This is a genomic window from Shewanella sp. BJSY2023SW007 (genome assembly GCF_047314525.1).
Lineage (GTDB): Bacteria > Pseudomonadota > Gammaproteobacteria > Enterobacterales > Shewanellaceae > Shewanella > Shewanella chilikensis.
The window spans coordinates 1-21,603 of sequence record NZ_JBKORL010000070.1 but is presented as its reverse complement, the minus strand read 5'-3'; the positions used below and the strand labels follow the sequence as shown (position 1 = coordinate 21,603).

Genomic DNA, 21,603 nt, shown 5'->3' with positions numbered 1-21,603 from the left:
TGTTGGGCTTGTATATCTCAGACACTGAAGGTGCACATCAGTGGCTAAGTATACTAACCGATCTTCATAGTCGCGGAATTAAAGACATCCTGATTGCCTGTGTCGATGGCCTTAAAGGCTTCCCTGAAGCCATTGAAACCATTTACCCACATACAGAGGTGCAGTCATGCATCATTCATCAAATTCGTAACTCAATGAAATACGTAGCGTCTAAAAACCAGAAGGCGTTTATGGCTGATTTAAAGTGTGTCTATAAAGCCACAACCCTCAATGCAGCTGAGATGGCGCTGGACGAGCTGGAAGCCAAATGGGGCGACAAATATCCTGTGGTCATCAAGTCCTGGCGCAACAAGTGGGCGCTGTTATCGACCTATTTTAAGTACCCGGAATACGTGCGTAAGGCTATCTACACCACGAACGCGGTTGAGGCCGTACATCGTCAGTTTCGTAAACTGACGAAAACCAAGGGTGGTTTTGCCAACGAGAACAGTTTACTCAAACTGCTCTACGCCGGTATATTGAAGGCTCAGGAGCGGTGGTCACACCCGATTCAAAACTGGAATTTAACGCTATCTCAGCTGTCCATCCATTTTGAAGGACGACTGGATGCTCACATCGATCTGTGATTTTTAACGTGACACAGAATTTTGAACACCCTCCAGGCTACCGGCTTTTTAGTCGCAAACAATAACTCCCTAAATGCGCAACGGTATCCGGTTAACATTATCTTTGAGAACGGTAATGTGCCCGGTAATGTTCGTTATGGTTCTAAAGCAACGGTTGCATTCTTAACCGAGCAAAGTAGCTTTGGTGATTGGTTGGCGTCCATCTGGATGAACATTCTGAGCGTTTTGACTTATGTTTCATAGTGCAGCAAATTCAGTCATCAGGCTGGTTTTCACGCCAGTGCTGCTCCTGTTCTATCTCATATATTCAGGCGCCGCCATACCTGTTATCGCCCCTGTATTTGTAGTGATATTGTTTACCCTGATGCCATCCAGGCCACAGCTTAAGGTGCTATTAAAGCTACTGGTAGTACTCCTGCTTATCAGTTTTGGCATAGTAACACTGGGAAATCTGTTGATAGGTACGCCCACTGGATTTTTACTGTTTACTTGGTCACTGATGTTTCTGAGCTATTACCGTGGCCATCAAGATCCCAAAGATATTATTGCCAATTTAACTTTAGTTATCGTCATTTTCATGGTGGTAATGAAGCAACAGATGTCCATACCACTAAGCGCCTTACCATGGACATTGTTCGAAAGCTTTATCATTGCGGTGTTGGCAACCTACCTTGGTTTTTGGTTATTTCCTGGTGACGAGGCAAATATCCCGCCCGATGAAACCAGCATTGAAGGTGCTGATAAAAACATGGGGAAAATCGTCTTTAAAGCAACCGCTACAAGCATTGTGCTTTATGCATTAATCTGGGCTGGCAGCTCACAAGCCTTGTTGATAGCCATAACTTTTGGCAGCATGATAAAATCGCCTATTACCAAAGACAGCCACACGTTTGGCTACCATAGACTTATCACAACTTCTGTCGGGATACTATTTACCATACCATGCATGCTGTTAACCTCTGTGAATGCACCGACTTTCGTGATCATAGGGGTAACTATTTTTTCAGGATTACAATTAGCCTGTTTCGCAATACGCCGTAAAACCCACCTGACTATCTACCAGTTACTGTTTACCAACTTTATCGTATTGACTTATCAAATAGTCAATAATCCAAGTGTATTATCGCTCTCTTCTCAAATGGTTAGACTGGCATCCATTGTTGCCGCAATCTCAATTGGGGTTCTGACCATAAACTTGCTCAAGAGTGAGCCGAAAAACACCCATTAACCACAATAGCCTCCTCAAAGAAGTGCCCGATCAGCAGCGAAAGCCACACCTGAGTAAGCTCAAATGTGGCCTGCAAGCTTATAAGAAGCTATTTGCTCTGCCGCCTGCCCAGCAGGATAAAGCCCGCAGCCAACAGGGAAGAGATAAGGATATACACGGCTATGGTGGCCGAGGTCCCGGGCGGGATCAGCTTTATCAGCACACTGACCATAAGGCTTAAGTACAGGCTTTCCAGCGCATAATAAAGCGCCGTTGCCAAACCCGCCGAAGCGGAGAAGGCGTGCAGCGCGCCGTTGGCCGAGACTGCGCAAGTCAAGGCAATATTGACTCCAATCAGGTACATGGGAAGCATAAAGCCCAGCAGGGTAACGCCAAAGAACCACTCGCACAGATAGAGGATAAGCCCACTGACAAATAGCCCCGCCAGCCCTCGAAACACTGTGCCGCTGATTCCCCAACGCCTAACCAAAGGCTTTACGAACCTGGTGGTCAGTATCATCACAATCGCCACCGAGCCGAACCAGAGGCTGAACTCGACTTTACTCAGGCTCAAGGTATCCATCAGCACCGAGGGAGAGGTGGAAAAGTAGGCGAAGAAGGTTCCCATTGCCGTTGCATAAGCCAAGGTATAACCGATAAAAGTCTTGGACCCCAGGATGATGAACAAGCTATTGAAACGAAACGGCTGGGTGTTGGCCGGCCGGGTTTCTGGCCATTTAAACACTGTGTGCACGGCAACCACGGCAGCAAATATTCCCAGGAAGTAAAATATGCCCTGCCAATGCCACTGCTTTTCTATCAAGGCGCCCAGAAACGGAGCCACTGCCGGGACACAAGCCAACACTGAACCCATGATGGCGTAAACGACTACGCCTTCTTCCCTTTCTGCAAATACATCTCTGACCGTGGCAAACGCCGCAACCAATAGCGCAGACGCGCTCAGCGACTGTAACAATCTCAGTCCCAGGAAGTAATCAAAGTTCGGACTTAAGGGAATAGCCAGGCTGGACAATGAGTACAAGACAGCGCCAATAACGACTATCGGCCTTCTGCCAAACTTGTCCGAGAGGGGGCCAAACAGCAATTGCCCAAGGCCTAGGAGTGCCATATACATGGTCAGCGTCAGCTGAACCTGCTCCCTTCCTACCTTGAAACTTGTGCCGATGTCATTCACTGCCGGAAGGTATAAGTCCATCCCCAGTGAAGCAAGCAGATCGAAAGGTACCAGAAGTACCAAAGAGTATAAGAATGAGTAATTCCAGATATTGTTTCTATTCATTTTTGCGTCCAATTATTGCTAAGAATCTATTCAAGCGATAATTGGACTGCCTTCACTGCTCTCTTCATAATCTAACCTCTATTTTGCGGCGCCTTCGCGCCCGCATGACTATAGCGCCATGTTTGAACTCTGCCAAAGAGCAGCAAACCGGCCGGCGCATATTGGCACAAATAATCTTGGTCTGCCACAGCCAAATAGCGAACGCCATGTCGGCTGTTTTCAGGCCGGGCGCACCTCTATCGATAGCGCTTCCTCGGCCGTTGGCGCCTCAAAATAGGCACTCACCTGCCGAAAGACGGTTTCATTGTCGAACGCTGCCCGCTCCGGGCATTGAACTCTTCTGAGTGCCAGACGCTCGAGACACAACTCATCATCTGCCTCTAAATAGACCAGCAGATGCTGCGCTCCAGCCGCCTCGGCCAGGGCCTTGAATCCATGACGCTGCACTGCGGTATTGGCCGGGAAGTCCAGCACCACATCGACACCGCAACCGAGTAAGGCCTGAATATGTGCGCTCATAACAGGTTTGAGCCGGGCCGAAAACTTGAGATAGTCGCCAAAGTTTTGGATCTCTTGCGGGAAAAGAGCGGCAAGCCACTGATCTTCACTGATACAGACGGCGCGCCGCTCTGAAGCCAACTCTTGCGATAGAGTCGACTTGCCCGCGCCTATCTTGCCGCAGAAAAAGATTAAGGTACCCACTTGATTCATGCCTGTGTCTCCCTTTGAAACTGATAACGATTCTTTACCAATTGCCCCAACAGCAACTGTGATGACACCAGCTTCAAGTTCACAGAACCAGGCAAGGTATCAAATAGCCGGATCCCGCCCCCCAGCAACACAGGCACTGTGGTAATGGTCAGCTCATCGACCAGAGCGGCGGCAATAAAGGAGCGAATAAGAGCGCCGCCATCGAGATAGATGTTGTGGTACCCCTTTGCATGCAAGGCGCTGAGCATTTCAGTTGCCGAGCCGCAAATTAACTCGGCTTTGCCGGCAAAACCCTCCGGTAATTGCTTGAGACTATTGCTGGCAACAAATACAGGTTTATCGTAGGGCCAGGCATCGAAGGCGGCCACCACTTCAAAAGTGTTGCGCCCCATGAGCAGAGCATCGACCGAAGCCATAAACTCGGCAAATCCCAGATCGCTGCCCTCCGGGTTATCTATTGCCGCCAACCAATCAAGCTCACCATTAGGTCCGGCAATAAAACCATCCAGACTCTGGGCCATATACACCCTATTTTTCATCTAACTACTCCTTCAGGGAAGGTGCGAACAAGTCCCATGTGTGCTCTGCGTCGGCTTACAGGCCTGGATGCAAGGCGTGGTTCGCCGCAAATGGCTTAGTCCTTTACAAGAAGCACAACACAGCAGACAGGTCTGTCGATTATTTTCCCTAAGACTCAAAACTGAGCCGATAGGGCCTGTCGATTGCCTCTCGCAGATCCGCCAGAGAAAATACCCGCTGCAACTCGGCAAACTTTTCGCCGTCAAAATAGACCTGCACCACGGGCAAACTAAAGATACTCATCTGGGCAGACAGCTGCTGGCCAGGGCCCTGACAATCGATATAGGCCGCCTGCAATAGTGGATACTCGTCGGCCAACATGGCGCTTATTCTGGGCTTCAACGCCTGACACACACCGCAATGCTCGCCGCCGAACAGCAGTAATACCGCGGGTTGGCTTTCGAGCAGTTGTTTAAGCTGCTCAAGGGTTTCGATATTCAACATGGTTTCAGCTCACAACTCACCGGCAGCCCAAGTACCCGGGCTCTATTGTTTATATTGGCGCTCATTGTGCCATATCGGCGCTGGCTTTCGGTGACTTTCGCAGCCAGTTTACAGGCCAAAAAGAAAAAGGCGCCGACGGCGCCTTCTGTAAAAACTATTGTGGATTACTGCTTAACCCCTTCAACCACCAGATCGAGTTTGACGTGAGTGGAAGCCGGGCCCAGATCGGTAGTAATCTTGTAATCCTTGAGGGCAAACTCGGTAGAGCCGATAAACCCGGCGCGGTAACCACCCCAAGGGTCCTGCCCTTCACCGATAGCCTTGGCATCTATGGTCAGCGGCTTGGTGACCCCATTGAGAGTAAAGTCACCGGTGATCGCCAATTCGCCATTCCCTTTGTCCTCCACCTTGGTGGACCTGAAGCTGGCCTTGGGATACTTGCCGGCATTGATGAAGTCGGCCGAACGCAGGTGCTTGTCCCGCTCGGCATGGTTTGAATCCAGGCTTTGGGTGTTGATGGTCACATTCACCTTGGCATCTGCCGGGTTGGCCTTGTCAAAGCTGAAGCTGCCTTCAAATTCATTGAAACGCCCGACTACAAAGCTGTAGCCAAGATGGTTGACTCTAAAGTTGATAGAGGCATGGGCGCCCTGGGTATCAATCACATAGTCGGCGGCATTCACGGCACAAGGCAATAACAGGGCGCTGCCAAGCAAACCGGCAAACAGGGTCTTTTTCATTTCGCTATCCTCTCTTGAGTTTAATCATCCTGATGAGTGTCTGATCTTTATCGATAAAATGGTGTTTCAGCGCCGCCAAGGCATGCAGCACCACCAGGGTTATCAAGCTATAGGCGGCGTATTTATGTATCGCCCCGGCGATATCGGCCTGATTGTTAAACAGCTCACCGACACCCGGCAGCTCAAACCAGTCAAATACCGCGATACCCCGGCCATCGGCGGTGGAGATCAATATGCCGCTCAACATAATCAGCAGCAGCAACAGGTAGAGTCCCCAATGCGTCAAACGGGCCGCCTTCTGCAGTAAAGGCTTGTCCGGTATCGCCTGTGGCGAGGGGCTCAGCAGTTTCCACAACAATCTGACCAGGGTAAGCGCCAACAGCAAAATGCCGATACTCTTGTGCAGATGCGGCCCCTTCTGATACCAGGCACTGTAATAGGTCAAATCAACCATCCAGTAGCCGAGCCCAAACAGGCCTATCACGGCAATGGCCGATAACCAATGGTTTAAAATGCTGACAAGGCCGTAGCCCTGACGAGTGTTGGCAAGCATTTTCTATCCTTAAGCTAGGTCTTAAGCACATCATATGGAGGCTAAATGAAAACTAAAATCATTAAATATTGGCCATTTCTTTCGAAATTTTAGAAAGTAGGACAAAAGGTGGGCTTAAAGAGCCACAGTGATGCGGGTACCACGGCAGATGGCGGCGAAGATAGTTTGATGCAATAGGCGGCGTGCTGGCTTTTCAAGCGATATCAGTTTGATTTCAGCTCAAAAAGCCCAATTCTGAGCATTAACTGAGCGAACACAGGATTTATGCCGAAAAAGCACTTGCAGGAAAAAATTCAGAACTATATTATACGCGCACTCCGAACGACACGGGCCTTAACTCCCGGTTCGAAGTAGATGACTGACACTCAGTTCAGTTGCCCGAATAGCTCAGTTGGTAGAGCAGCGGATTGAAAATCCGCGTGTCCCTGGTTCGATTCCGGGTTCGGGCACCACAATTTAGCCGGCATAGCTCAGTTGGTAGAGCAACTGACTTGTAATCAGTAGGTCCCGAGTTCGACTCTTGGTGCCGGCACCATGAAACAGCAAAAACGCCACTCACTGAGTGGCGTTTTTGTTTCTGTAACTCTCTACCCGCCCAACTCCTTGTTGCTAATCGTTTATCTTCCCCATGTAGTCGTTATACATAGCTTAGAGCCATAGCTGCACCTGGTATTAAAGACCTGTTCAAACAAACATCATCCAGAGTGCTTGTTTGAACAGGCCCGACGGCGAAGATTAACTCTGGATGCAGAAGCTATCCGCCCTCGTGGCAGTTCGTTATCAAGTTCACCGCCAGTCTAAAAAACCAAGTCAAATAGCCGGTACCCGAAACCTCTGCCCTTGAATTTCCAGCACCACATCTCTTGGACGGATCTCAACAACCTTTAATATTCCTTTGATACTATCGCCCTCCTGCAATTCGGCACCGTCTACATTCAACCAACGCTTGGAAGGCTCAGAAGCGTATACATGGGCACTGATATCAAATTCAGGCACTTGCAGTTGCAGTCCGGCAGGCAAGCCGCCATAGGGAGGCACCTCTTCCTCAGTTTTGGGAATGGGGTCCAATTCAGGAGGTGATACAGGTTTTTCCGCCGAGTGCCGGTGCTCCACATCGGCAAGCGCCGCCTGAAACTGAGCCACTAACTCATCCTGGCGGCGACTCTCGGCACTGGATAGCCCCACATCCTCGGCCGCTTCATTAACCTGGCGCTTGAGAGACTCGAGCACCTCAAGTCCGCGGCGATTGGGGTTGGCTCCCAGGATAATCGGCTCATCGTCAGTCAGCGGCATCTCCTGCGGCTGATTTACAGTTGCTGAGCCATCAGCCTGGAGTTGCGCAAACTGCAGTTCTTTAGCCGCTTCGGCCACACTGGCGGCCAATAAATCACTGCCTGTCGACTGTGCATTAACCGAAGCCGGAGTCTGACGGGCTGTAATTTCAGCTTCGCCGCTCTGGTTTATTGAGCTCTGGTTTATTGAGCCCTGGTTTACTGAACTTTGGTTTATGGTCGCCCTATTCGCAGCCTGAGCATTTTGAGGCAATGTATTTTGCAACTGGATTGTCCGAGATTGAACAGCCTGAGTCTGAGGTATCGGCTGGGCCATAGGCAAGGCAACCTTACCGGCCAAACGTACTTCCGTTGCACCTTGTTCAGCCACCTCAGCGGCTTGAGTCGCTTGCTTATGCCCTTGAGACTCATCTTGTTGCCTGGCTTGCTGCTGCGAGGCTTGCCCCCCAACTGAAGATGTCTCGGGAGCCAGCGACTTTTTATTGGTATCAAGCGAGTGCCAGCCCCAGGCCAAGGCGCCACCGGCCAGCACGGCCGCCACCAATACCGCCAGCGGCTTGAGATAGCGACTTGCAGAAGATTGCTGGCGATACTGCGCCCTTGGAGTTAATACGGGATCCAGTTGTTCCCCCATCTCCTGTTGCTTGGCCCGGGTCACCGCATCAAGAAGAATAGACATCAGCTCTCTCCCCCCGCATGCAATCTGGGCCCTTGATGGCTCAGATACAGATTAAGCTGAACCAAAGTCTGGCTACCGGCAATACCGTCCGGCTTCAAACCATGGCGACGTTGAAACTGTTGCAGCGACTGCTCCAGCTCGCTGTCGAAATAGCTCATTAATCTGGCTTGGCGACCATCTACCTGCGCCAGAGTATTTTCCAGCCATTGCACTTGGGCCAAGCCGGCACTGGGGCCTATCGCCTTGAGCGGATCTTTGGGGGCATCCCAGATGATTTCAAAAGTGCCGCTGAAATGACGATTGAACCAATCAATACTGACCCAGAGTTGCTGTTCATTGAGTTGCAGCAGCAACTGTTCACCATCTTTAGTAACCAAAGTGCCATAGAAAGGTTGCTGTTGTTCATCTTCCAGATAGACCACAGCCGGATAGTTGAGCCGTAGTAAGGAGTTGAGATTACCCTGCTGCTGATAACAGGCTAGCCCCTGCTGCTCGGCGGCCTGACAAGCGCTGATGCCTGAATATGGCACCTTGTCCCAAAGCGCAAACAGCGCCGCGAAGGCGGTATCTATATTGCGGCTCTGATCTATGGCTTGCGTCAGGATCCGTTGCGCCCGGTTGACTGCGGCCTTGTCTGCGCCAGCTTGATTGACAGAAAGATTGTTCACAGATGCTTTATTAGCGGAAACCTGAGTCTGCTTGGCATCTATCCCTGAATGAAGTTGGCGCCCGGACTGATCTTGGGCCACTGCCTGTTCCGGCTGCGCCAGGAAATAGTAACCACCGGCAAATGCCAAAAGCAGCATAGCGGCAGCAGAAGCTGGTAACCAATAATTACGTTGTTTGATTTTCTCTCCCAGCACCTCTTCAGCGGCAGAGGCCACCATCTTGGCATCAATAGGGGTTCGCGACTGACCATAACCGGCCATCAGGGCTCGCTCACACAAGAGGTTGATAAGCCTTGGAATACCACCACTGAATTTATGCAGCGCTCGAATCGCGCCGCGGTTGAACAGGGGTTCGCTACGTCCGGCAACCTGCAACCTGTGCTGCACATAGAAACCCACTTCCTCTTCGGTGAGCGGCAACAGATGGTACCGGGCGGTTATTCGCTGTGCCAGTTGCCGCAACTCCTGGCGCTTGAGCAGTTGCTGCAGCTCGGGCTGACCTATGAGGATCACCTGCAACAATTTACGAGTATCAGTTTCCAGATTGGTAAGCAGGCGCAGTTGTTCAAGCACTTCGGCCCGCAGATGTTGGGCCTCATCGATTATCAATACTGTGTTGCGTCCGGCCTGATGGTTAGCCAGCAAAAAACCACTGATATGGTCGGTCAACTGCTTAAGGGTGGGTGCCTCACCATAAGGAATTTTCAATTCATCACAAAGAGTGGCCAGCAGCTCAAGCTCGGTCAGAGATGGATTGAGGATAAAAGCAGTATCGGTATTTTCCGGTAGTTGCCGCAATAAGCAGCGGGAAACCGTGGTTTTTCCTGTGCCCACTTCGCCCGTCAGCAGCACAAAGCCTCCCGTTTCCCCCAGACCATAGGTCAAATGCGCCAAGGCTTCCCTGTGTCTGTCACTGAGAAACAGGTAACTGGGATTAGGCGCAATTGAAAACGGGTTATCGTTCAGTCCATAAAAGGCCTTGTACATAGGCACTACCATCCTTCTTTGTTAGAGACAGCTCAGTTTAAGGCAAGGTCATAAATTGTAAAACCCCGGCCGCCATATATGTGATGCACAGGAAAATCCCCCACGGCCTGGTCTCATGTTATCCTGAGGCCAATACCAAAGCAGTCATTATAAGGAATTCACAAGCGTGCAGATTTATCTGGTTGGCGGTGCGGTACGCGACAAGCTATTGGGTTTGCCTGTCAAAGACAGGGATCATCTGGTCGTCGGAGCGACTCCGGAGCAGATGGTCTCACTGGGATACCGGCAGGTGGGCAAGGATTTCCCTGTGTTTCTGCACCCCAAAACCCAGGAGGAATATGCCTTGGCAAGAACCGAGCGTAAGACGGGCTTGGGTTACGGCGGCTTCTCCTGCTATGCGGCGCCCGATGTTACCCTGGAAGAGGATCTGTTGCGACGGGACTTAACCATTAATGCCATAGCCCAAAGTGAAGATGGCGAGCTGCATGACCCTTACGATGGCCAAAAGGATATTGCAGCCCGGGTGCTGAGGCATGTTTCTCCTGCCTTTATTGAAGACCCGCTGCGGGTACTCAGAGTAGCCAGATTTGCCGCCCGCTTTGCACCTCAAGGTTTCAGTATCGCCCCGGAAACCCTGGCTCTGATGCAGGAAATTGCCACTGGCCCCGAGCTTAGCGCGCTGACGCCGGAGCGGGTCTGGCAGGAACTGGATAAGGTGCTCGGCTGCGAACAGCCCCAAGTGTTTTTTGAAGTACTGCGCCAGGTTAACGCCTTACAAGCACTGATGCCGGAAATCGATGCCCTGTTCGGCGTACCACAACCGGCCAAGTGGCATCCTGAAATCGATAGCGGCATTCACACACTAATGGTATTGGAGCAAGCCGCAAGACTGACCCAGGACAAAGCGGTGCGCTTTGCCGCGCTGGTACACGATCTCGGTAAGGCTTTGACCCCGGCCGACATCTTGCCCAAACATCACGGTCACGGCCAGAAAGGTCTGGCGCCTATCCGCAATCTGTGTGAGCGGCTGAGAGTGCCTTCCGAGTATCGGGATCTGGCGTTGCTGGTCAGCGATCAGCATCAAAATATTCATAATTTGATGGAGCTCAAGCCGGAAACCATAGTGAAAATCTTCGACAAAGCTGACTTCTGGCGTAAGCCAGAGCGCCTGGAGCAGTTGGCACTGGCCTGTGAGGCCGATGCCAAGGGCCGCACCGGACTTGAACAAACCCCCTACCCTCAGGCGCAGGCATTGAGGCAGTTGTTTGCTGTGGCATCGGCGATAGATGTCAAACCCATAGTGGCAGCAGGGCACAAAGGCCCGGCCATCAGGGAACAACTCGTACGACAGCGGATTGCCGCCGTACGTCAAGAAAAGCAACTGTTACTGAATTCCGCCGTTTCCTGAGAGAAAGGCAAGATATTGACAGTGATAATTTCAGTTATGTTAAAAAAATAGCGAAAAAAACTGGCTATTTTCCCAAAGACTTGGCAATTCAATGAGTATTCGATAAGGTTAAGCGGCCTGTGCGTGAATATTCGTAGCAAAATAAATTGACTATGACATAATTAGGCGGTGTCGGCTGTTTTACAGTCGAGCCATTAAAAATCCAACCTATCTAAAGGGATTTCTTCATGAACAAAAAAGTACTGATGATTGCTGGCGTAGCAATGACTGCTCTGCTGGGCGGCTGTGCCAACACCACTGCTCTGGAAGAAAGCGTTGCTAACCTGGGCAACAAAGTTGATCAATTATCAGCCGAAGTTAGCTCTCTGAAAGCAGAGCAAGGCAAACTGTCTGCTGACGTTAAAGATGCCAAAGCTGCTGCTATGGACGCTCAGTCTGAAGCTAAGCGTGCTAACGACCGCTTGGACAACGTTGCTTCTCGTTACAAGAAGTAATTCAGTCCCGGATCGGCAACACCAAGGTGTTGCCGATTTGATTTATTCTCCAAGCTACAAGCTGTCCCCGTCAAAACTTACCGACATTCCCAATCAATCTTCACTTTCCAGCCCGAAACCCCAGGTTCAGACTCAGTTTCGTTTGATCACCAACAAACGGTAATCCAGCTCCAGCCCTTCAATGGCCCGTCCTGCAATCGAGCGCTTCTGCTTTTCACCGGCGCGCCAGGCATAGGGAGTGGTTTCCAGAAGCGTCAACGCCTGTTCACCACTGACATCCAGCGAAAAACTCAAGCTCTCGGTTTCCAGCACAGTCAACTCCGCCGGCAGGCTGATGCTGAACTCCCGCAGCTTAAGGTCAGCACTCAATTGCTCACGCAACTGCCATAAGTGTCTGGGCCCGGGTGCCAACATCACAAGATGTGCCCCCGGCTTCATCACCCTGGGGATCTCCTTGCCCTTGAGCTGTCCATCAAGCAAAGTCACCAGTGAAAACTGCGCGTCTTCAAAGGGTAAGCGTTTGGCAACACTGAGAAATACCTGCGCCTCAGGCATTGCCTTGGCCGCGGCGAAGGCGGCATTTTGCGCATCACTGATTAGCAAGCGTTGCAGCCCATCCGGCAGTTGCAGCATCTGCTGCAAGGCGCCATCTCCAGCGTTGGGGTCAAGCAAGGCATCACAGTTTTCAGCAAGCCTGGCCAGCTTGAGATTGAGCGCCTGATGCAAAGGCGCCATCAACTCAGACTGCAGCAAAAAACGCCGGGCCCGCAGCGCCTGACGCGACAAGGCGTGCACCGCCGCGCTCTTGGGCTTGGCCAGCAACCAATAGCCATCCTCCTGGCGATCGAAGTGATGCTTGTTGGCGCAGTAAAAACCTCTGGATGCCTGATGTTGCCTGAGCTCACTCTGGCAAACCGGGCACTGAAATTGCACTGAATTCATCTAGGGCCTCACAGAAAGATAAAGCCGCACAGGAGTGCGCCGAGCGCCAAACGATAGATCACGAAAGGCAGCATGCCCATCTTGCTGATAATCTTCAAAAACAAGTGAATACAGGTGAAGGCCGCTATAAAAGAAAGCACTACCCCCAAAATCAACGCCTGCCAGTCAATCACATGCCCACCTTCGAGCAGATCTTTGCCCATCAGCAGCGCAGCCCCCAGGATCACTGGAATCGACATCAAAAAAGAGAAACGCGCCGCCGCCTCGCGATTAAGCCCCAGCATCAAGGCCGCCGTCATGGTGATCCCCGAGCGACTGGTGCCGGGAATAAGCGCCAGTGCCTGGGCAAAACCTATCATCAATGCCTTGCGCCAACCTGTTTGATACTCACTAAGCTCAAGCCGCGCCATCTTATCTGACCACCAGAGCAGCAAACCGAATACCACAGTAGTGATAGCGATAACGCCCGGGCCCCGCAGATAAGTTTCAACCAGATCTTTGGCCATAAAACCAAAGATAACTGCAGGTATAGTAGCCAGAATAATCCACCAGGCCAGTTTACTCTCGGCGCTGTGATTACCCTTGAATATGCTGCCAAACCAGGCGTTCAGCATAGCGATGATTTCAGCGCGGAAGTAAAGTACCACAGCGAGCAGTGAACCTATGTGCACCGCCACATCAAAGGCCAGTCCTTGATCTTCCCAGCCAAGTAACTGAGAGGGCAAAATAAGATGCGCCGAGCTGGAAATAGGCAAAAATTCAGTCAGGCCCTGGATCAGGGCAAGGATAATGACCTGTAATGTGTCCATAATTGTCCTTTAAAAAATCAGGCCGACAGGCCCCAATCGAAAGCGATAGGCCAGAGTTTCTGACTGGCCTTGTCATATTCCTGCCACAACTGCTGATAGCTGAGTTGTGCCAGAGGATGCTTGGTTTGCGGTGCCAGTTCAGCCAGTGGCCAAAGCACAAAAGCATTGGTCAGGATCTCGGCTCTGGGTAAAACAATGGGCTGCTGACAGACCTTGTCATCGTAGAGCAGCAGATCCAGATCCAAGGTGCGCGGAGCAAATTTCTTTGCTCCCGGGAGCCGACCATGACGCAATTCTATCTGCTTGAAGCAGGCCACCACTTCGGCAATACCGAGCGAGGTATGAGCGCCCACCACCATATTGAGAAAGTTGCTGCCCTTGAATCCCACCGATTCACTCTCGTAAACCGATGACAACAGCAGCTCGCCAAAAGCAGCGTGCAGCTCTTTGATAGCTGCACGTAAATAATGTTCCGGGTCGATATTGCTACCCAGACTGATGTAGATATGTGCCATATTGCCGTTAGATACCACGCTCGATTTCAACACCGACCGCTTTGGCCGAAGGAACGGCGCCGGGCTTCATCACCCGCACCTTGACCCAAGGCACTGCAAACTCACTCATCAGACAGTGGGCTATCATTTCGGCCACGGTTTCAATCAGCTCAATAGGCTTTTCGGTAATCAAGGCAGTAAGGCGCTTGCTGACGGTTTCATAACAGAGCGCCTGGCTGTAATCATCACTGTCTGCGGCGGCTCTGTTATCCCAGGCCATATCCAGATCGATAAGCAGCGTCTGGTGCACCTGCTTTTCCCACTCATAGATCCCAATAACTGTCTCTATCTGTAATTCCCGTATCAGCACTCTGTCCATAAAATCCCCCTTAACAACTGCCGGGCCTGAGGTCAGATAAGCTAACGGCGATAAAACCGCTATAATCCGACGCGTTCCGGAGATATTCACTGTAGCCCCTTTCTACCTGGCCCGATCTTAAGTAGGATAAGGCATTGAAGGACAAGATGAACCCGAAATTTCCAACCACCAGCAGGCGGTCAAGATTTTCACCTTGGGTTATCTGGGCAAGGGCTGCATTTTTCAGTGTGCGCGATAATACCTTAAGACGAGTAAGGAAACCAATTTGAGTACCATGGTACTGACCCCAATGATGATTGTGGCCGCTTACTTGCTCGGCTCTATCTCCAGCGCCGTACTGGTATGCCGCCTCAAGGGCTTGCCGGACCCCAGAGGCAAGGGCTCCGGCAACCCGGGCGCGACCAATGTGCTGCGTATCGGTGGCACCTGGGCCGCCGCCATGGTGTTTTTCTTCGATATGCTCAAAGGAGCTCTGCCCGCTTATACCGCTTATCTGATGGGGATAGATGCCGTCTGGCTCGGAGTAATAGCCATTGCCGCCTGCCTGGGGCACATATACCCGATTTTCTTCGGTTTCAAAGGCGGCAAAGGCGTAGCCACAGCGCTCGGTGCCATGGCGCCCATAGGTGAAGGCTTGGCGCTGTGTTTGATGGGCACCTGGTTAGTGGTGGTTTTACTGACCCGCTACTCATCGCTGGCGGCTTTGGTTACCGCCCTGCTGGCACCTTTATATACCTGGTGGCTGGATGACAGATTTACCCTACCTGTGGCGATGCTATCGACTCTGATCATAGTGCGCCACAAGGATAATATTCGCCGCCTGCTCAAAGGAGAGGAGTCCAAAGTATCCCGCTCCAGGCGCACTAAATAGGGCCTGCAAGGTCACGGTTGTGAAGACAATATTAAAAACCCAAAAGGCGCCAGTGGCGCCTTTTGCTTTTCAGGTACTTTAAACTATATTGCCGGGTTTCAGGAAACCGCTTCCAACGTATCCAGCGGCCAACGCGGCTGCCCTTTTACCGCCAACGTCTCACGCTCGCCGGCTTTGAGGCGTTGCAAGCCCGCGTAGGCTATCATAGCGCCGTTATCTGTACAGAACTCACCTCTGGGATAGAAAACCTTGCCGCCTCTGCTCTGCATCAACTCGGCCAGTGAACTTCTCAGGCGGGTGTTGGCACTGACACCGCCGGCAATAACCAAGCGCTTAAAGCCGGTTTGCTCCAGTGCGCGGCGGCACTTGATAACCATGGTATCGACCACGGCTTCTTCAAAGGCCCTGGCGATATTGGCACGGGTCTGTTCATCATCCGGTTCGGCGGCTATGGTATTGGCGGCGTAGGTTTTCAACCCTGAGAAACTAAAATCCAACCCCGGTCTGTCCGTCATCGGCCGAGGAAACTTATAACCGGACTTTTCGCCCTTGGCGGCGAGTTTAGCCAGTCTTGGGCCACCAGGATAATCAAGCCCCATCAGTTTGGCGGTCTTGTCGAAGGCTTCACCGGCCGCATCGTCTATGGACTCACCCAGTACTTCGTAGCGACCTATGCCTTCTACCTTCACCAGCATGGAGTGACCTCCGGAAACCAAGAGCGCCACAAAGGGGAACTCAGGTGCATCCTCTTCCAACATGGGCGCCAGCAGATGTCCTTCCATATGATGAACACCTACTGCAGGCTTATTCCAGGCAAATGCCAAGGAGCGACCGACGCAAGCCCCCACCAAAAGCGCGCCAATCAGCCCAGGGCCCTTGGTGTAAGCGATACCGTCGAGATCTTCGATACGGGTATCGGCCTTGGCCAGTGCCTCACGGATCAGCGGTACTATTTTACGTACATGATCCCGTGATGCCAGCTCAGGCACCACGCCACCGTAGTCGGCATGTAACTTGACCTGACTGTAGAGTGCATGGGATAACAGCCCCTGCTCTTCGTCGTAAACCGCTATTCCTGTCTCATCACAGGATGTCTCAATACCTAAAACCCGCATCTATGAAATCTTTCCACCTGAAAAGGGGCGCCAATTCTACCCCTAACCAGGAGATTTCTCCAGTTGTAGGCTAAAGTGAATTTACTTTAGGGACTTTACATTCAGTGCCTGTCGGTTTAAAATTCCGCACCATTTTAAATCCACTTGGGTCAAGTGATTGACTCAATACAAACTTACACCTAAGGGGTGATGGCGTATGCCAATTATTAAAGTACGTGAAAACGAACCATTCGACGTAGCTCTGCGTCGTTTCAAGCGCTCTTGTGAAAAAGCCGGTATCCTGGCCGACGTGCGTGCTCGTGAATTCTACGAGAAGCCAACTACTGCTCGTAAGCGTGCAAAAGCTGCTGCAGTTAAGCGTCTGGCCAAGAAGCTTTCTCGCGAAAACGCACGTCGCGTACGTTTATACTAATTCCTTATGAGCCTGATAGATAAGCTAAAAGACCAAATGAAACAAGCCTTGGTGGCCAAAGAGAAGGTCCGCCTGGGTACGATTCGTATGGCATTAGCTGCCATCAAACAGATTGAAGTGGATACCCGCGAAACTCTGAATGATGAGCAGATAATAGCTGTCTTGACCAAAATGGTGAAACAACGCCGTGATGCCATTGCCCAATATGAAGCAGCGGGTCGTCCGGAGTTGGCAGAAGCCGAAGCAGCAGAGATTCAAGTTATTGAAACTTTCCTGCCACAGCCTCTGAGCGAAAGCGAAATCGCTGCGCTAATTGATGCTGCTATCCAGGATAGCGGCGCCAGCACCATGGCGGATATGGGCAAAGTAATGGGAGCGTTGAAATCCAAAGTTCAGGGTCGTGCAGACATGGGTGCCATCAGTGCCCAGATCCGTGCCAAACTGCAATAAGCGGGTTTCCACGTATGAACAAGCCGTGCATCTGCGCGGCTTGTTTGTTTACATCGGTCAAGGGTGCATGACTCAGTCTGATGGCTATACCTCGTGATTTTATCAATGAGCTGATTGCTCGCACAGACATAGTTGATCTTATTGATCACAAAGTACCCCTTAAAAAAGCGGGTAAGAATTATTCTGCCTGTTGCCCTTTCCACAGTGAAAAATCACCCTCTTTCACCGTCAGCAGAGACAAACAGTTTTACCATTGCTTCGGCTGTGGAGCCCATGGCAATGCCATCGACTTCATCATGGAGTATGACCGTCTCGAGTTCCTCGATGCTATTGAGGAGCTGGCAAGCCAACTGGGGTTGGAAGTGCCGCGGGAGAATAACCCCAACCGTCGTCGTGACGAAGGGCTCAGCCGCGATCTCTATCAGTTGATGGAAGAGGCCAACAGGTATTATCAAAGCCAGCTCAGACAACACCAGGACAAACAGAAGGTGTTGGACTATCTGGCCTTTCGTGGGTTATCAGACCAGGTCGTCGAACGCTTCGGCATAGGCTTTGCCCCCGATGGCTGGGACGGTTTACTGAGCCGTTACCGCTCGCAGCAAGAGTCGCAGGACAAGCTGTTGACTGCGGGGATGATCATCAGCAACGACAACGGTAAGCGTTATGACCGCTTCCGTGACAGACTGATGTTCCCGATCCGCGATAGGCGCGGCCGGGTGATAGCCTTTGGTGGCAGGGTATTGGGAGATGGTACCCCCAAGTACTTGAATTCTCCGGAAACGCCCATATTTCATAAGGGTAATGAGCTTTACGGTCTGTATGAGCTGAAACAAGCCCACAGAGAACCTCGGCAAGTGCTGATTGTCGAAGGTTATATGGACGTGGTAGCGCTGGCGCAATTTGGGGTCGATTATGCGGTAGCCTCACTGGGCACCTCAACCACGGCCGAACAGTTTCAGTTGTTGCTGCGCAGCGCCAAAGAAGTGGTTTGCTGTTATGACGGAGACAACGCGGGTAAAGAAGCAGCCTGGCGCGCACTGGAAACCGCCCTGCCACTGCTGAAGCCCGGCGATACAGTGCGCTTTATGTTTTTGCCCCAGGGGGAAGATCCCGACTCCATGGTGCGCAAGACAGGCAAAGAAGCCTTCGAAGCATTGATAGATGAAGCGCAAACACTGACAGGGTTTCTGTTCGATACCCTGACCACAAAATACGGGACAGACAAGGGCAACCTGGCCAAGCAAGCCATTGCTCTGATTGAAAAGATTCAAGACACTGTGCTGCAAAATCTATTGCTCGAAGACCTGTCACACAGGCTCGGCATGAACAGCGCAGATGATCTAAAGAAAAAGCTGGGATTCAAGAGCCCCCAAGGGGTGGCTTCTGCCCGGCATAAAGCGCTTAAGGGCCGGGGTACCCCGCTGCGACTCGCCGTCGCCTTGCTGGTACAACACCCACAGTTGGGGCTGAATTTGATCCCCCAACCGGCTCTTAAGCATTTGCAGATGGCCGGCATAGACTTGCTGGTCGAATTACTGGATTTGACTCGCGCCCAGAAGATGAACAGCGCACAACTACTTGAGCAATTCAGGGATACGGACGAATTTTCCGCCCTGAGAAAACTGGCCCAATGGGAGCATCAAGTGGCGGATGAAAACCTGGAGCAAGAGTTCAAAAAATCCCTGGTATGGCTGAATAATCAATACATTGAGCAACGTTACCAGGAATTAAGTCTGAAACAGACCCATACTAAAGAAGAGAAAATACAGCTTAAGAAGCTAATCGCAGCCATGAAAAGCTGCCAATAAGCTCTCTCAATTTATGGGTCCGGTCGCCGGACTAGCACAGGGATGCGCACATGGCTATAATTGACGATTTGTGCGGCAAGAGCCCCAGGCCGCTGCCCATCGTTGTAACAGTTACCCAACTTGGATGATATCTATGGATCAAACTCCGCAGTCGCAACTTAAACTGTTGCTCGCCAAAGGCAAAGAGCAAGGTTACCTAACCTATGCAGAAGTGAATGACCACTTGCCTGCAGATATGGTCGATTCTGACCAGATCGAAGATATTATCCAGATGATAAATGACATGGGTATCCGAGTGTTTGAAGAAGCACCGGATGTCGATGACATTATGATGTCGGAAGACAGCACGGATGAAGATGCCGCCGAGGAAGCAGCTGCTGCCCTCGCCTCTGTAGAGAGCGAATTGGGCCGTACCACAGATCCTGTACGCATGTATATGCGTGAAATGGGAACAGTGGAACTGCTGACCCGCGAAGGTGAAATTCAGATCGCCAAGCGTATCGAAGAAGGCATCAACACGGTACAGAGCTCAGTCGCCGAGTACCCACAGGCAATCGCCATGATCCTCGAACAGTTTGATCAGTTCGAGGCCGAAGAGATCCGCCTGTCCGACATTATCTCTGGATTTGTCAATCCCGATGAAGACAATGTAGGCCCAAGCGCCACCCATATTGGCTCAGAGTTATCCGATGAAGATCTGGATGATGAAGATGATATGGACGACGATGATGACGATGACGACAGCGATTCCGAAGATGAAGGCTCAAAAGGTCCGGATCCGGAAGAAGCCCGTGAGCGTTTTGGGCAACTACGCACCGTCTACGAAAACTCACTGAAACTCATCGAACTCAAGGGACGCGATCATCCCGAGTCAGTCGCCACCCTGTTTCACATTGGCGAGATTTTCAAAGAGTTCCGTCTGGTGCCCAAGCAGTTTGACCGTCTGGTCAAGAGCATGCGCAGCATGATGGACAAAGTTCGGGTTCAGGAACGCCTGATCCTCAAGCTTTGTGTTGAACAAGCCAAAATGCCGAAGAAGAACTTTGTTAAGCTCTTCACCGGCAACGAAACCGATATCAGCTGGTTCAACGCCGAGATGAACTCCGGCAAGCCATACGCCGAAGGCCTGAAAATGGTCGAGGAAGACGTGCTGCGCTGCCGCGCCAAGCTGGAAGCCATCGAAGCCGAAACCGGCCTGTCTATCGCCTCAATCAAAGACATCAACCGCCGCATGAGCATAGGTGAAGCCAAGGCTCGCCGTGCCAAGAAGGAAATGGTTGAAGCCAACTTGCGTCTGGTTATTTCTATCGCCAAGAAATACACCAACCGTGGCCTGCAGTTCCTGGATCTGATCCAGGAGGGCAACATAGGTCTGATGAAGGCTGTAGACAAGTTTGAATATCGTCGTGGTTATAAGTTCTCTACCTATGCTACCTGGTGGATCCGTCAGGCTATTACCCGTTCAATCGCGGACCAGGCCCGTACCATACGTATCCCGGTACACATGATAGAGACCATCAACAAGCTCAACCGTATCTCGCGGCAGATGCTGCAGGAAATGGGACGCGAGCCTTCTCCTGAAGAGCTGGCCGAGCGGATGATGATGCCGGAAGACAAGATCCGCAAAGTGCTGAAAATCGCCAAAGAGCCTATCTCCATGGAGACCCCTATCGGGGACGACGAAGATTCGCATCTGGGGGATTTCATCGAGGATACTACCCTCGAGCTGCCACTGGACAGCGCCACCAGCGAAAGCCTCAAGAGTGCCACTCATGAAGTGCTTGCTGGCCTGACGGCCCGTGAAGCCAAGGTCCTCAGAATGCGTTTTGGTATCGACATGAACACTGACCACACCCTAGAGGAAGTGGGCAAGCAGTTCGACGTTACCCGAGAACGTATTCGTCAGATTGAGGCCAAGGCACTGCGTAAGCTGCGTCACCCGAGCCGCTCGGAAATCCTCAAGTCTTTCTTGGACGAGTAAGCAAACTTTTGTACAAAAACCCCGCTACGCGTAATGCCGTTCACTTAGTGTGAACGGCATTTTTCTTAGGCTTAATGGGATACTTGTTTTTACTCATTTTTAACGCACGTGGATAGGCTCTATCCCGTTTCCCATCAAGCTTGAACTGCCTCGCATTACGCACTATGTCCAAGACATCTCTCGGGACATTCCCAGGCGTTTGAGATGACAGCTGAGTCAGTTTAAAAATGATATAACTCGACGCATCTCTAAAGCTTAATTGGTTCGGATGTAACGACGGTAAGCTTTTAGCCATCAACACCATCTTGTATCTGATGAGGTTATAGGCCAACAGTACTCCCCACAATTCTTGGATAACCAGCTCTGGCAATTGACTGCGTAACGTAAAGCGACTCTCCAGAAGATGCTGCTTCATCTCCCGATAGCCCACTTCTATCTCCCATCGATGGGCATATAAATCCGCTATCTCTGCCCCCGGATAACGCAATGGGTCCGTTAATGAGGTCAAAATGGAAACCGACTTACCTTTTATCGTCTTCGTCAGTAAGCGAGCTTCAATATGATCCGCACCGCTAATACAGGACACGCTACTAAGCAACACTCTTTAGTTCGTAGTTTTCTGGACTGATATAGCCCAGAGCACTGTGCCTTCTT

General features: G+C 51.4%; 22 protein-coding genes, 2 tRNA genes and 1 pseudogene. 11 read left to right on the top strand and 14 right to left on the bottom strand.

The window, feature by feature from the left end; translation table 11 throughout:
• Positions 1–626, top strand: a 626-nt coding sequence (locus ACMHXE_RS10935; RefSeq protein ID WP_224868444.1) for an IS256 family transposase, incomplete at its 5' end; no start/stop codon positions are given.
• A gap of 232 nt (positions 627–858) precedes the next feature.
• Complete coding sequence (locus ACMHXE_RS10930; RefSeq protein WP_101057023.1) at positions 859–1,854, top strand: DUF2955 domain-containing protein; 996 nt, start codon at positions 859–861, stop codon at positions 1,852–1,854.
• A gap of 88 nt (positions 1,855–1,942) precedes the next feature.
• Here the strand turns inward: ACMHXE_RS10930 and ACMHXE_RS10925 are convergent, their stop codons facing one another.
• The 6 genes from ACMHXE_RS10925 to ACMHXE_RS10900 all read right to left on the bottom strand — a co-directional run bounded on the left by ACMHXE_RS10925 (position 1,943) and on the right by ACMHXE_RS10900 (position 6,160).
• A complete protein-coding gene (locus ACMHXE_RS10925; protein WP_413732248.1) occupies positions 1,943–3,133 on the bottom strand; it encodes a multidrug effflux MFS transporter in 1,191 nt (396 codons plus the stop codon).
• Positions 3,134–3,352: 219 nt separating this feature from the next.
• Entirely contained in the window at positions 3,353–3,844 is a 492-nt protein-coding gene (locus ACMHXE_RS10920; protein WP_335921585.1) for an ATP-binding protein, read from the bottom strand.
• Positions 3,841–4,383: a dihydrofolate reductase family protein gene (locus ACMHXE_RS10915; RefSeq protein ID WP_025009479.1), complete on the bottom strand. Its 543-nt coding sequence runs from the start codon at positions 4,381–4,383 to the stop codon at positions 3,841–3,843. The genes ACMHXE_RS10920 and ACMHXE_RS10915 overlap by 4 nt, the downstream gene beginning before the upstream one ends.
• 148 nt (positions 4,384–4,531) lie before the next feature.
• Positions 4,532–4,867 (bottom strand): thioredoxin family protein, encoded by a 336-nt coding sequence (locus tag ACMHXE_RS10910; protein ID WP_054745432.1) that lies wholly within the window; start codon positions 4,865–4,867, stop codon positions 4,532–4,534.
• A 164-nt stretch (positions 4,868–5,031) separates the two neighbouring features.
• Complete coding sequence (locus ACMHXE_RS10905) at positions 5,032–5,607, bottom strand: YceI family protein (protein WP_101057017.1); 576 nt, start codon at positions 5,605–5,607, stop codon at positions 5,032–5,034.
• A 4-nt stretch (positions 5,608–5,611) separates the two neighbouring features.
• Positions 5,612–6,160, bottom strand: coding sequence for a cytochrome b (locus ACMHXE_RS10900; RefSeq protein WP_165565443.1), 549 nt, complete (start codon positions 6,158–6,160; stop codon positions 5,612–5,614).
• Between the two features lie 376 nt (positions 6,161–6,536).
• Here ACMHXE_RS10900 and ACMHXE_RS10895 point away from each other — a divergent pair.
• Positions 6,537–6,612, top strand: a tRNA-Phe gene (locus ACMHXE_RS10895).
• A gap of 7 nt (positions 6,613–6,619) precedes the next feature.
• Positions 6,620–6,695, top strand: a tRNA-Thr gene (locus tag ACMHXE_RS10890).
• 275 nt (positions 6,696–6,970) lie between these two features.
• On the opposite strand, the gene ACMHXE_RS10885 is transcribed toward ACMHXE_RS10890, so the two are convergent.
• Complete coding sequence (locus ACMHXE_RS10885; RefSeq protein ID WP_413732245.1) at positions 6,971–8,131, bottom strand: general secretion pathway protein GspB; 1,161 nt, start codon at positions 8,129–8,131, stop codon at positions 6,971–6,973.
• The gene (locus tag ACMHXE_RS10880; protein WP_101057011.1) at positions 8,131–9,786 is read right to left on the bottom strand and encodes an ExeA family protein; all 1,656 of its coding nucleotides are present in this window, start codon (positions 9,784–9,786) and stop codon (positions 8,131–8,133) included. The genes ACMHXE_RS10885 and ACMHXE_RS10880 overlap by 1 nt, the downstream gene beginning before the upstream one ends.
• A gap of 166 nt (positions 9,787–9,952) precedes the next feature.
• Between ACMHXE_RS10880 and ACMHXE_RS10875 the strand changes: the two genes are divergently transcribed.
• Both ACMHXE_RS10875 and ACMHXE_RS10870 read left to right on the top strand, forming a co-directional pair.
• Entirely contained in the window at positions 9,953–11,194 is a 1,242-nt protein-coding gene (locus tag ACMHXE_RS10875; protein ID WP_101057009.1) for a multifunctional CCA addition/repair protein, read from the top strand.
• A 227-nt stretch (positions 11,195–11,421) separates the two neighbouring features.
• Positions 11,422–11,688 (top strand): Lpp/OprI family alanine-zipper lipoprotein, encoded by a 267-nt coding sequence (locus tag ACMHXE_RS10870; protein ID WP_025010519.1) that lies wholly within the window; start codon positions 11,422–11,424, stop codon positions 11,686–11,688.
• Positions 11,689–11,820: 132 nt separating this feature from the next.
• On the opposite strand, the gene ACMHXE_RS10865 is transcribed toward ACMHXE_RS10870, so the two are convergent.
• The 4 genes from ACMHXE_RS10865 to folB are packed head-to-tail and all read right to left on the bottom strand — an operon-like array spanning position 11,821 to position 14,312.
• Positions 11,821–12,630 (bottom strand): putative RNA methyltransferase, encoded by an 810-nt coding sequence (locus tag ACMHXE_RS10865; protein WP_101057007.1) that lies wholly within the window; start codon positions 12,628–12,630, stop codon positions 11,821–11,823.
• Between the two features lie 8 nt (positions 12,631–12,638).
• On the bottom strand, positions 12,639–13,439 hold the full coding sequence (locus ACMHXE_RS10860; protein WP_101057005.1) for an undecaprenyl-diphosphate phosphatase: 801 nt from the start codon (positions 13,437–13,439) through the stop codon (positions 12,639–12,641).
• A 17-nt stretch (positions 13,440–13,456) separates the two neighbouring features.
• A complete protein-coding gene (gene folK / locus ACMHXE_RS10855; protein WP_101057003.1) occupies positions 13,457–13,954 on the bottom strand; it encodes a 2-amino-4-hydroxy-6-hydroxymethyldihydropteridine diphosphokinase in 498 nt (165 codons plus the stop codon).
• 7 nt (positions 13,955–13,961) lie between these two features.
• Positions 13,962–14,312: a dihydroneopterin aldolase gene (folB, locus tag ACMHXE_RS10850; RefSeq protein WP_101057001.1), complete on the bottom strand. Its 351-nt coding sequence runs from the start codon at positions 14,310–14,312 to the stop codon at positions 13,962–13,964.
• A gap of 274 nt (positions 14,313–14,586) precedes the next feature.
• On the opposite strand from folB, the gene plsY reads away from it, so the two are divergent.
• Entirely contained in the window at positions 14,587–15,183 is a 597-nt protein-coding gene (gene plsY / locus ACMHXE_RS10845; protein WP_373296862.1) for a glycerol-3-phosphate 1-O-acyltransferase PlsY, read from the top strand.
• Between the two features lie 98 nt (positions 15,184–15,281).
• Here the strand turns inward: plsY and tsaD are convergent, their stop codons facing one another.
• Positions 15,282–16,298 carry a tRNA (adenosine(37)-N6)-threonylcarbamoyltransferase complex transferase subunit TsaD gene (tsaD, locus tag ACMHXE_RS10840; RefSeq protein WP_101056997.1) on the bottom strand — a complete coding sequence of 339 codons (1,017 nt, stop codon included), beginning with the start codon at positions 16,296–16,298 and terminating at the stop codon, positions 15,282–15,284.
• A gap of 196 nt (positions 16,299–16,494) precedes the next feature.
• Between tsaD and rpsU the strand changes: the two genes are divergently transcribed.
• The 4 genes from rpsU (at position 16,495) to rpoD (ending at position 20,949) form a co-directional block, all read left to right on the top strand.
• Complete coding sequence (gene rpsU / locus ACMHXE_RS10835) at positions 16,495–16,710, top strand: 30S ribosomal protein S21 (RefSeq protein ID WP_006080725.1); 216 nt, start codon at positions 16,495–16,497, stop codon at positions 16,708–16,710.
• A 6-nt stretch (positions 16,711–16,716) separates the two neighbouring features.
• The gene (locus tag ACMHXE_RS10830; RefSeq protein WP_025010513.1) at positions 16,717–17,160 is read left to right on the top strand and encodes a GatB/YqeY domain-containing protein; all 444 of its coding nucleotides are present in this window, start codon (positions 16,717–16,719) and stop codon (positions 17,158–17,160) included.
• An 80-nt stretch (positions 17,161–17,240) separates the two neighbouring features.
• Entirely contained in the window at positions 17,241–18,968 is a 1,728-nt protein-coding gene (gene dnaG, locus ACMHXE_RS10825; protein ID WP_039034928.1) for a DNA primase, read from the top strand.
• A 133-nt stretch (positions 18,969–19,101) separates the two neighbouring features.
• A complete protein-coding gene (gene rpoD, locus ACMHXE_RS10820; RefSeq protein ID WP_101056995.1) occupies positions 19,102–20,949 on the top strand; it encodes an RNA polymerase sigma factor RpoD in 1,848 nt (615 codons plus the stop codon).
• A gap of 40 nt (positions 20,950–20,989) precedes the next feature.
• On the opposite strand, the pseudogene ACMHXE_RS10815 reads toward rpoD, so the two are convergent.
• Positions 20,990–21,514, bottom strand: a pseudogene (locus ACMHXE_RS10815) (transposase); the annotation flags it as partial.
• Positions 21,515–21,603 lie beyond the last annotated feature (89 nt).

What these genes read in the sequence shown, in the direction of transcription:
- ACMHXE_RS10930 (WP_101057023.1), top strand. Translation starts at nt 859, where the DNA reads ATGTTTCATAGTGCAGCAAATTCAGTCATCAGGCTGGTTTTCACGCCA.
- ACMHXE_RS10925 (WP_413732248.1), bottom strand. Translation starts at nt 3,133, where the DNA reads ATGAATAGAAACAATATCTGGAATTACTCATTCTTATACTCTTTGGTA.
- ACMHXE_RS10920 (WP_335921585.1), bottom strand. Translation starts at nt 3,844, where the DNA reads ATGAATCAAGTGGGTACCTTAATCTTTTTCTGCGGCAAGATAGGCGCG.
- ACMHXE_RS10915 (WP_025009479.1), bottom strand. Translation starts at nt 4,383, where the DNA reads ATGAAAAATAGGGTGTATATGGCCCAGAGTCTGGATGGTTTTATTGCC.
- ACMHXE_RS10910 (WP_054745432.1), bottom strand. Translation starts at nt 4,867, where the DNA reads ATGTTGAATATCGAAACCCTTGAGCAGCTTAAACAACTGCTCGAAAGC.
- ACMHXE_RS10905 (WP_101057017.1), bottom strand. Translation starts at nt 5,607, where the DNA reads ATGAAAAAGACCCTGTTTGCCGGTTTGCTTGGCAGCGCCCTGTTATTG.
- ACMHXE_RS10900 (WP_165565443.1), bottom strand. Translation starts at nt 6,160, where the DNA reads ATGCTTGCCAACACTCGTCAGGGCTACGGCCTTGTCAGCATTTTAAAC.
- ACMHXE_RS10885 (WP_413732245.1), bottom strand. Translation starts at nt 8,131, where the DNA reads ATGTCTATTCTTCTTGATGCGGTGACCCGGGCCAAGCAACAGGAGATG.
- ACMHXE_RS10880 (WP_101057011.1), bottom strand. Translation starts at nt 9,786, where the DNA reads ATGTACAAGGCCTTTTATGGACTGAACGATAACCCGTTTTCAATTGCG.
- ACMHXE_RS10870 (WP_025010519.1), top strand. Translation starts at nt 11,422, where the DNA reads ATGAACAAAAAAGTACTGATGATTGCTGGCGTAGCAATGACTGCTCTG.
- ACMHXE_RS10865 (WP_101057007.1), bottom strand. Translation starts at nt 12,630, where the DNA reads ATGAATTCAGTGCAATTTCAGTGCCCGGTTTGCCAGAGTGAGCTCAGG.
- ACMHXE_RS10860 (WP_101057005.1), bottom strand. Translation starts at nt 13,439, where the DNA reads ATGGACACATTACAGGTCATTATCCTTGCCCTGATCCAGGGCCTGACT.
- folK (WP_101057003.1), bottom strand. Translation starts at nt 13,954, where the DNA reads ATGGCACATATCTACATCAGTCTGGGTAGCAATATCGACCCGGAACAT.
- folB (WP_101057001.1), bottom strand. Translation starts at nt 14,312, where the DNA reads ATGGACAGAGTGCTGATACGGGAATTACAGATAGAGACAGTTATTGGG.
- plsY (WP_373296862.1), top strand. Translation starts at nt 14,587, where the DNA reads ATGGTACTGACCCCAATGATGATTGTGGCCGCTTACTTGCTCGGCTCT.
- tsaD (WP_101056997.1), bottom strand. Translation starts at nt 16,298, where the DNA reads ATGCGGGTTTTAGGTATTGAGACATCCTGTGATGAGACAGGAATAGCG.
- rpsU (WP_006080725.1), top strand. Translation starts at nt 16,495, where the DNA reads ATGCCAATTATTAAAGTACGTGAAAACGAACCATTCGACGTAGCTCTG.
- ACMHXE_RS10830 (WP_025010513.1), top strand. Translation starts at nt 16,717, where the DNA reads ATGAGCCTGATAGATAAGCTAAAAGACCAAATGAAACAAGCCTTGGTG.
- dnaG (WP_039034928.1), top strand. Translation starts at nt 17,241, where the DNA reads ATGGCTATACCTCGTGATTTTATCAATGAGCTGATTGCTCGCACAGAC.
- rpoD (WP_101056995.1), top strand. Translation starts at nt 19,102, where the DNA reads ATGGATCAAACTCCGCAGTCGCAACTTAAACTGTTGCTCGCCAAAGGC.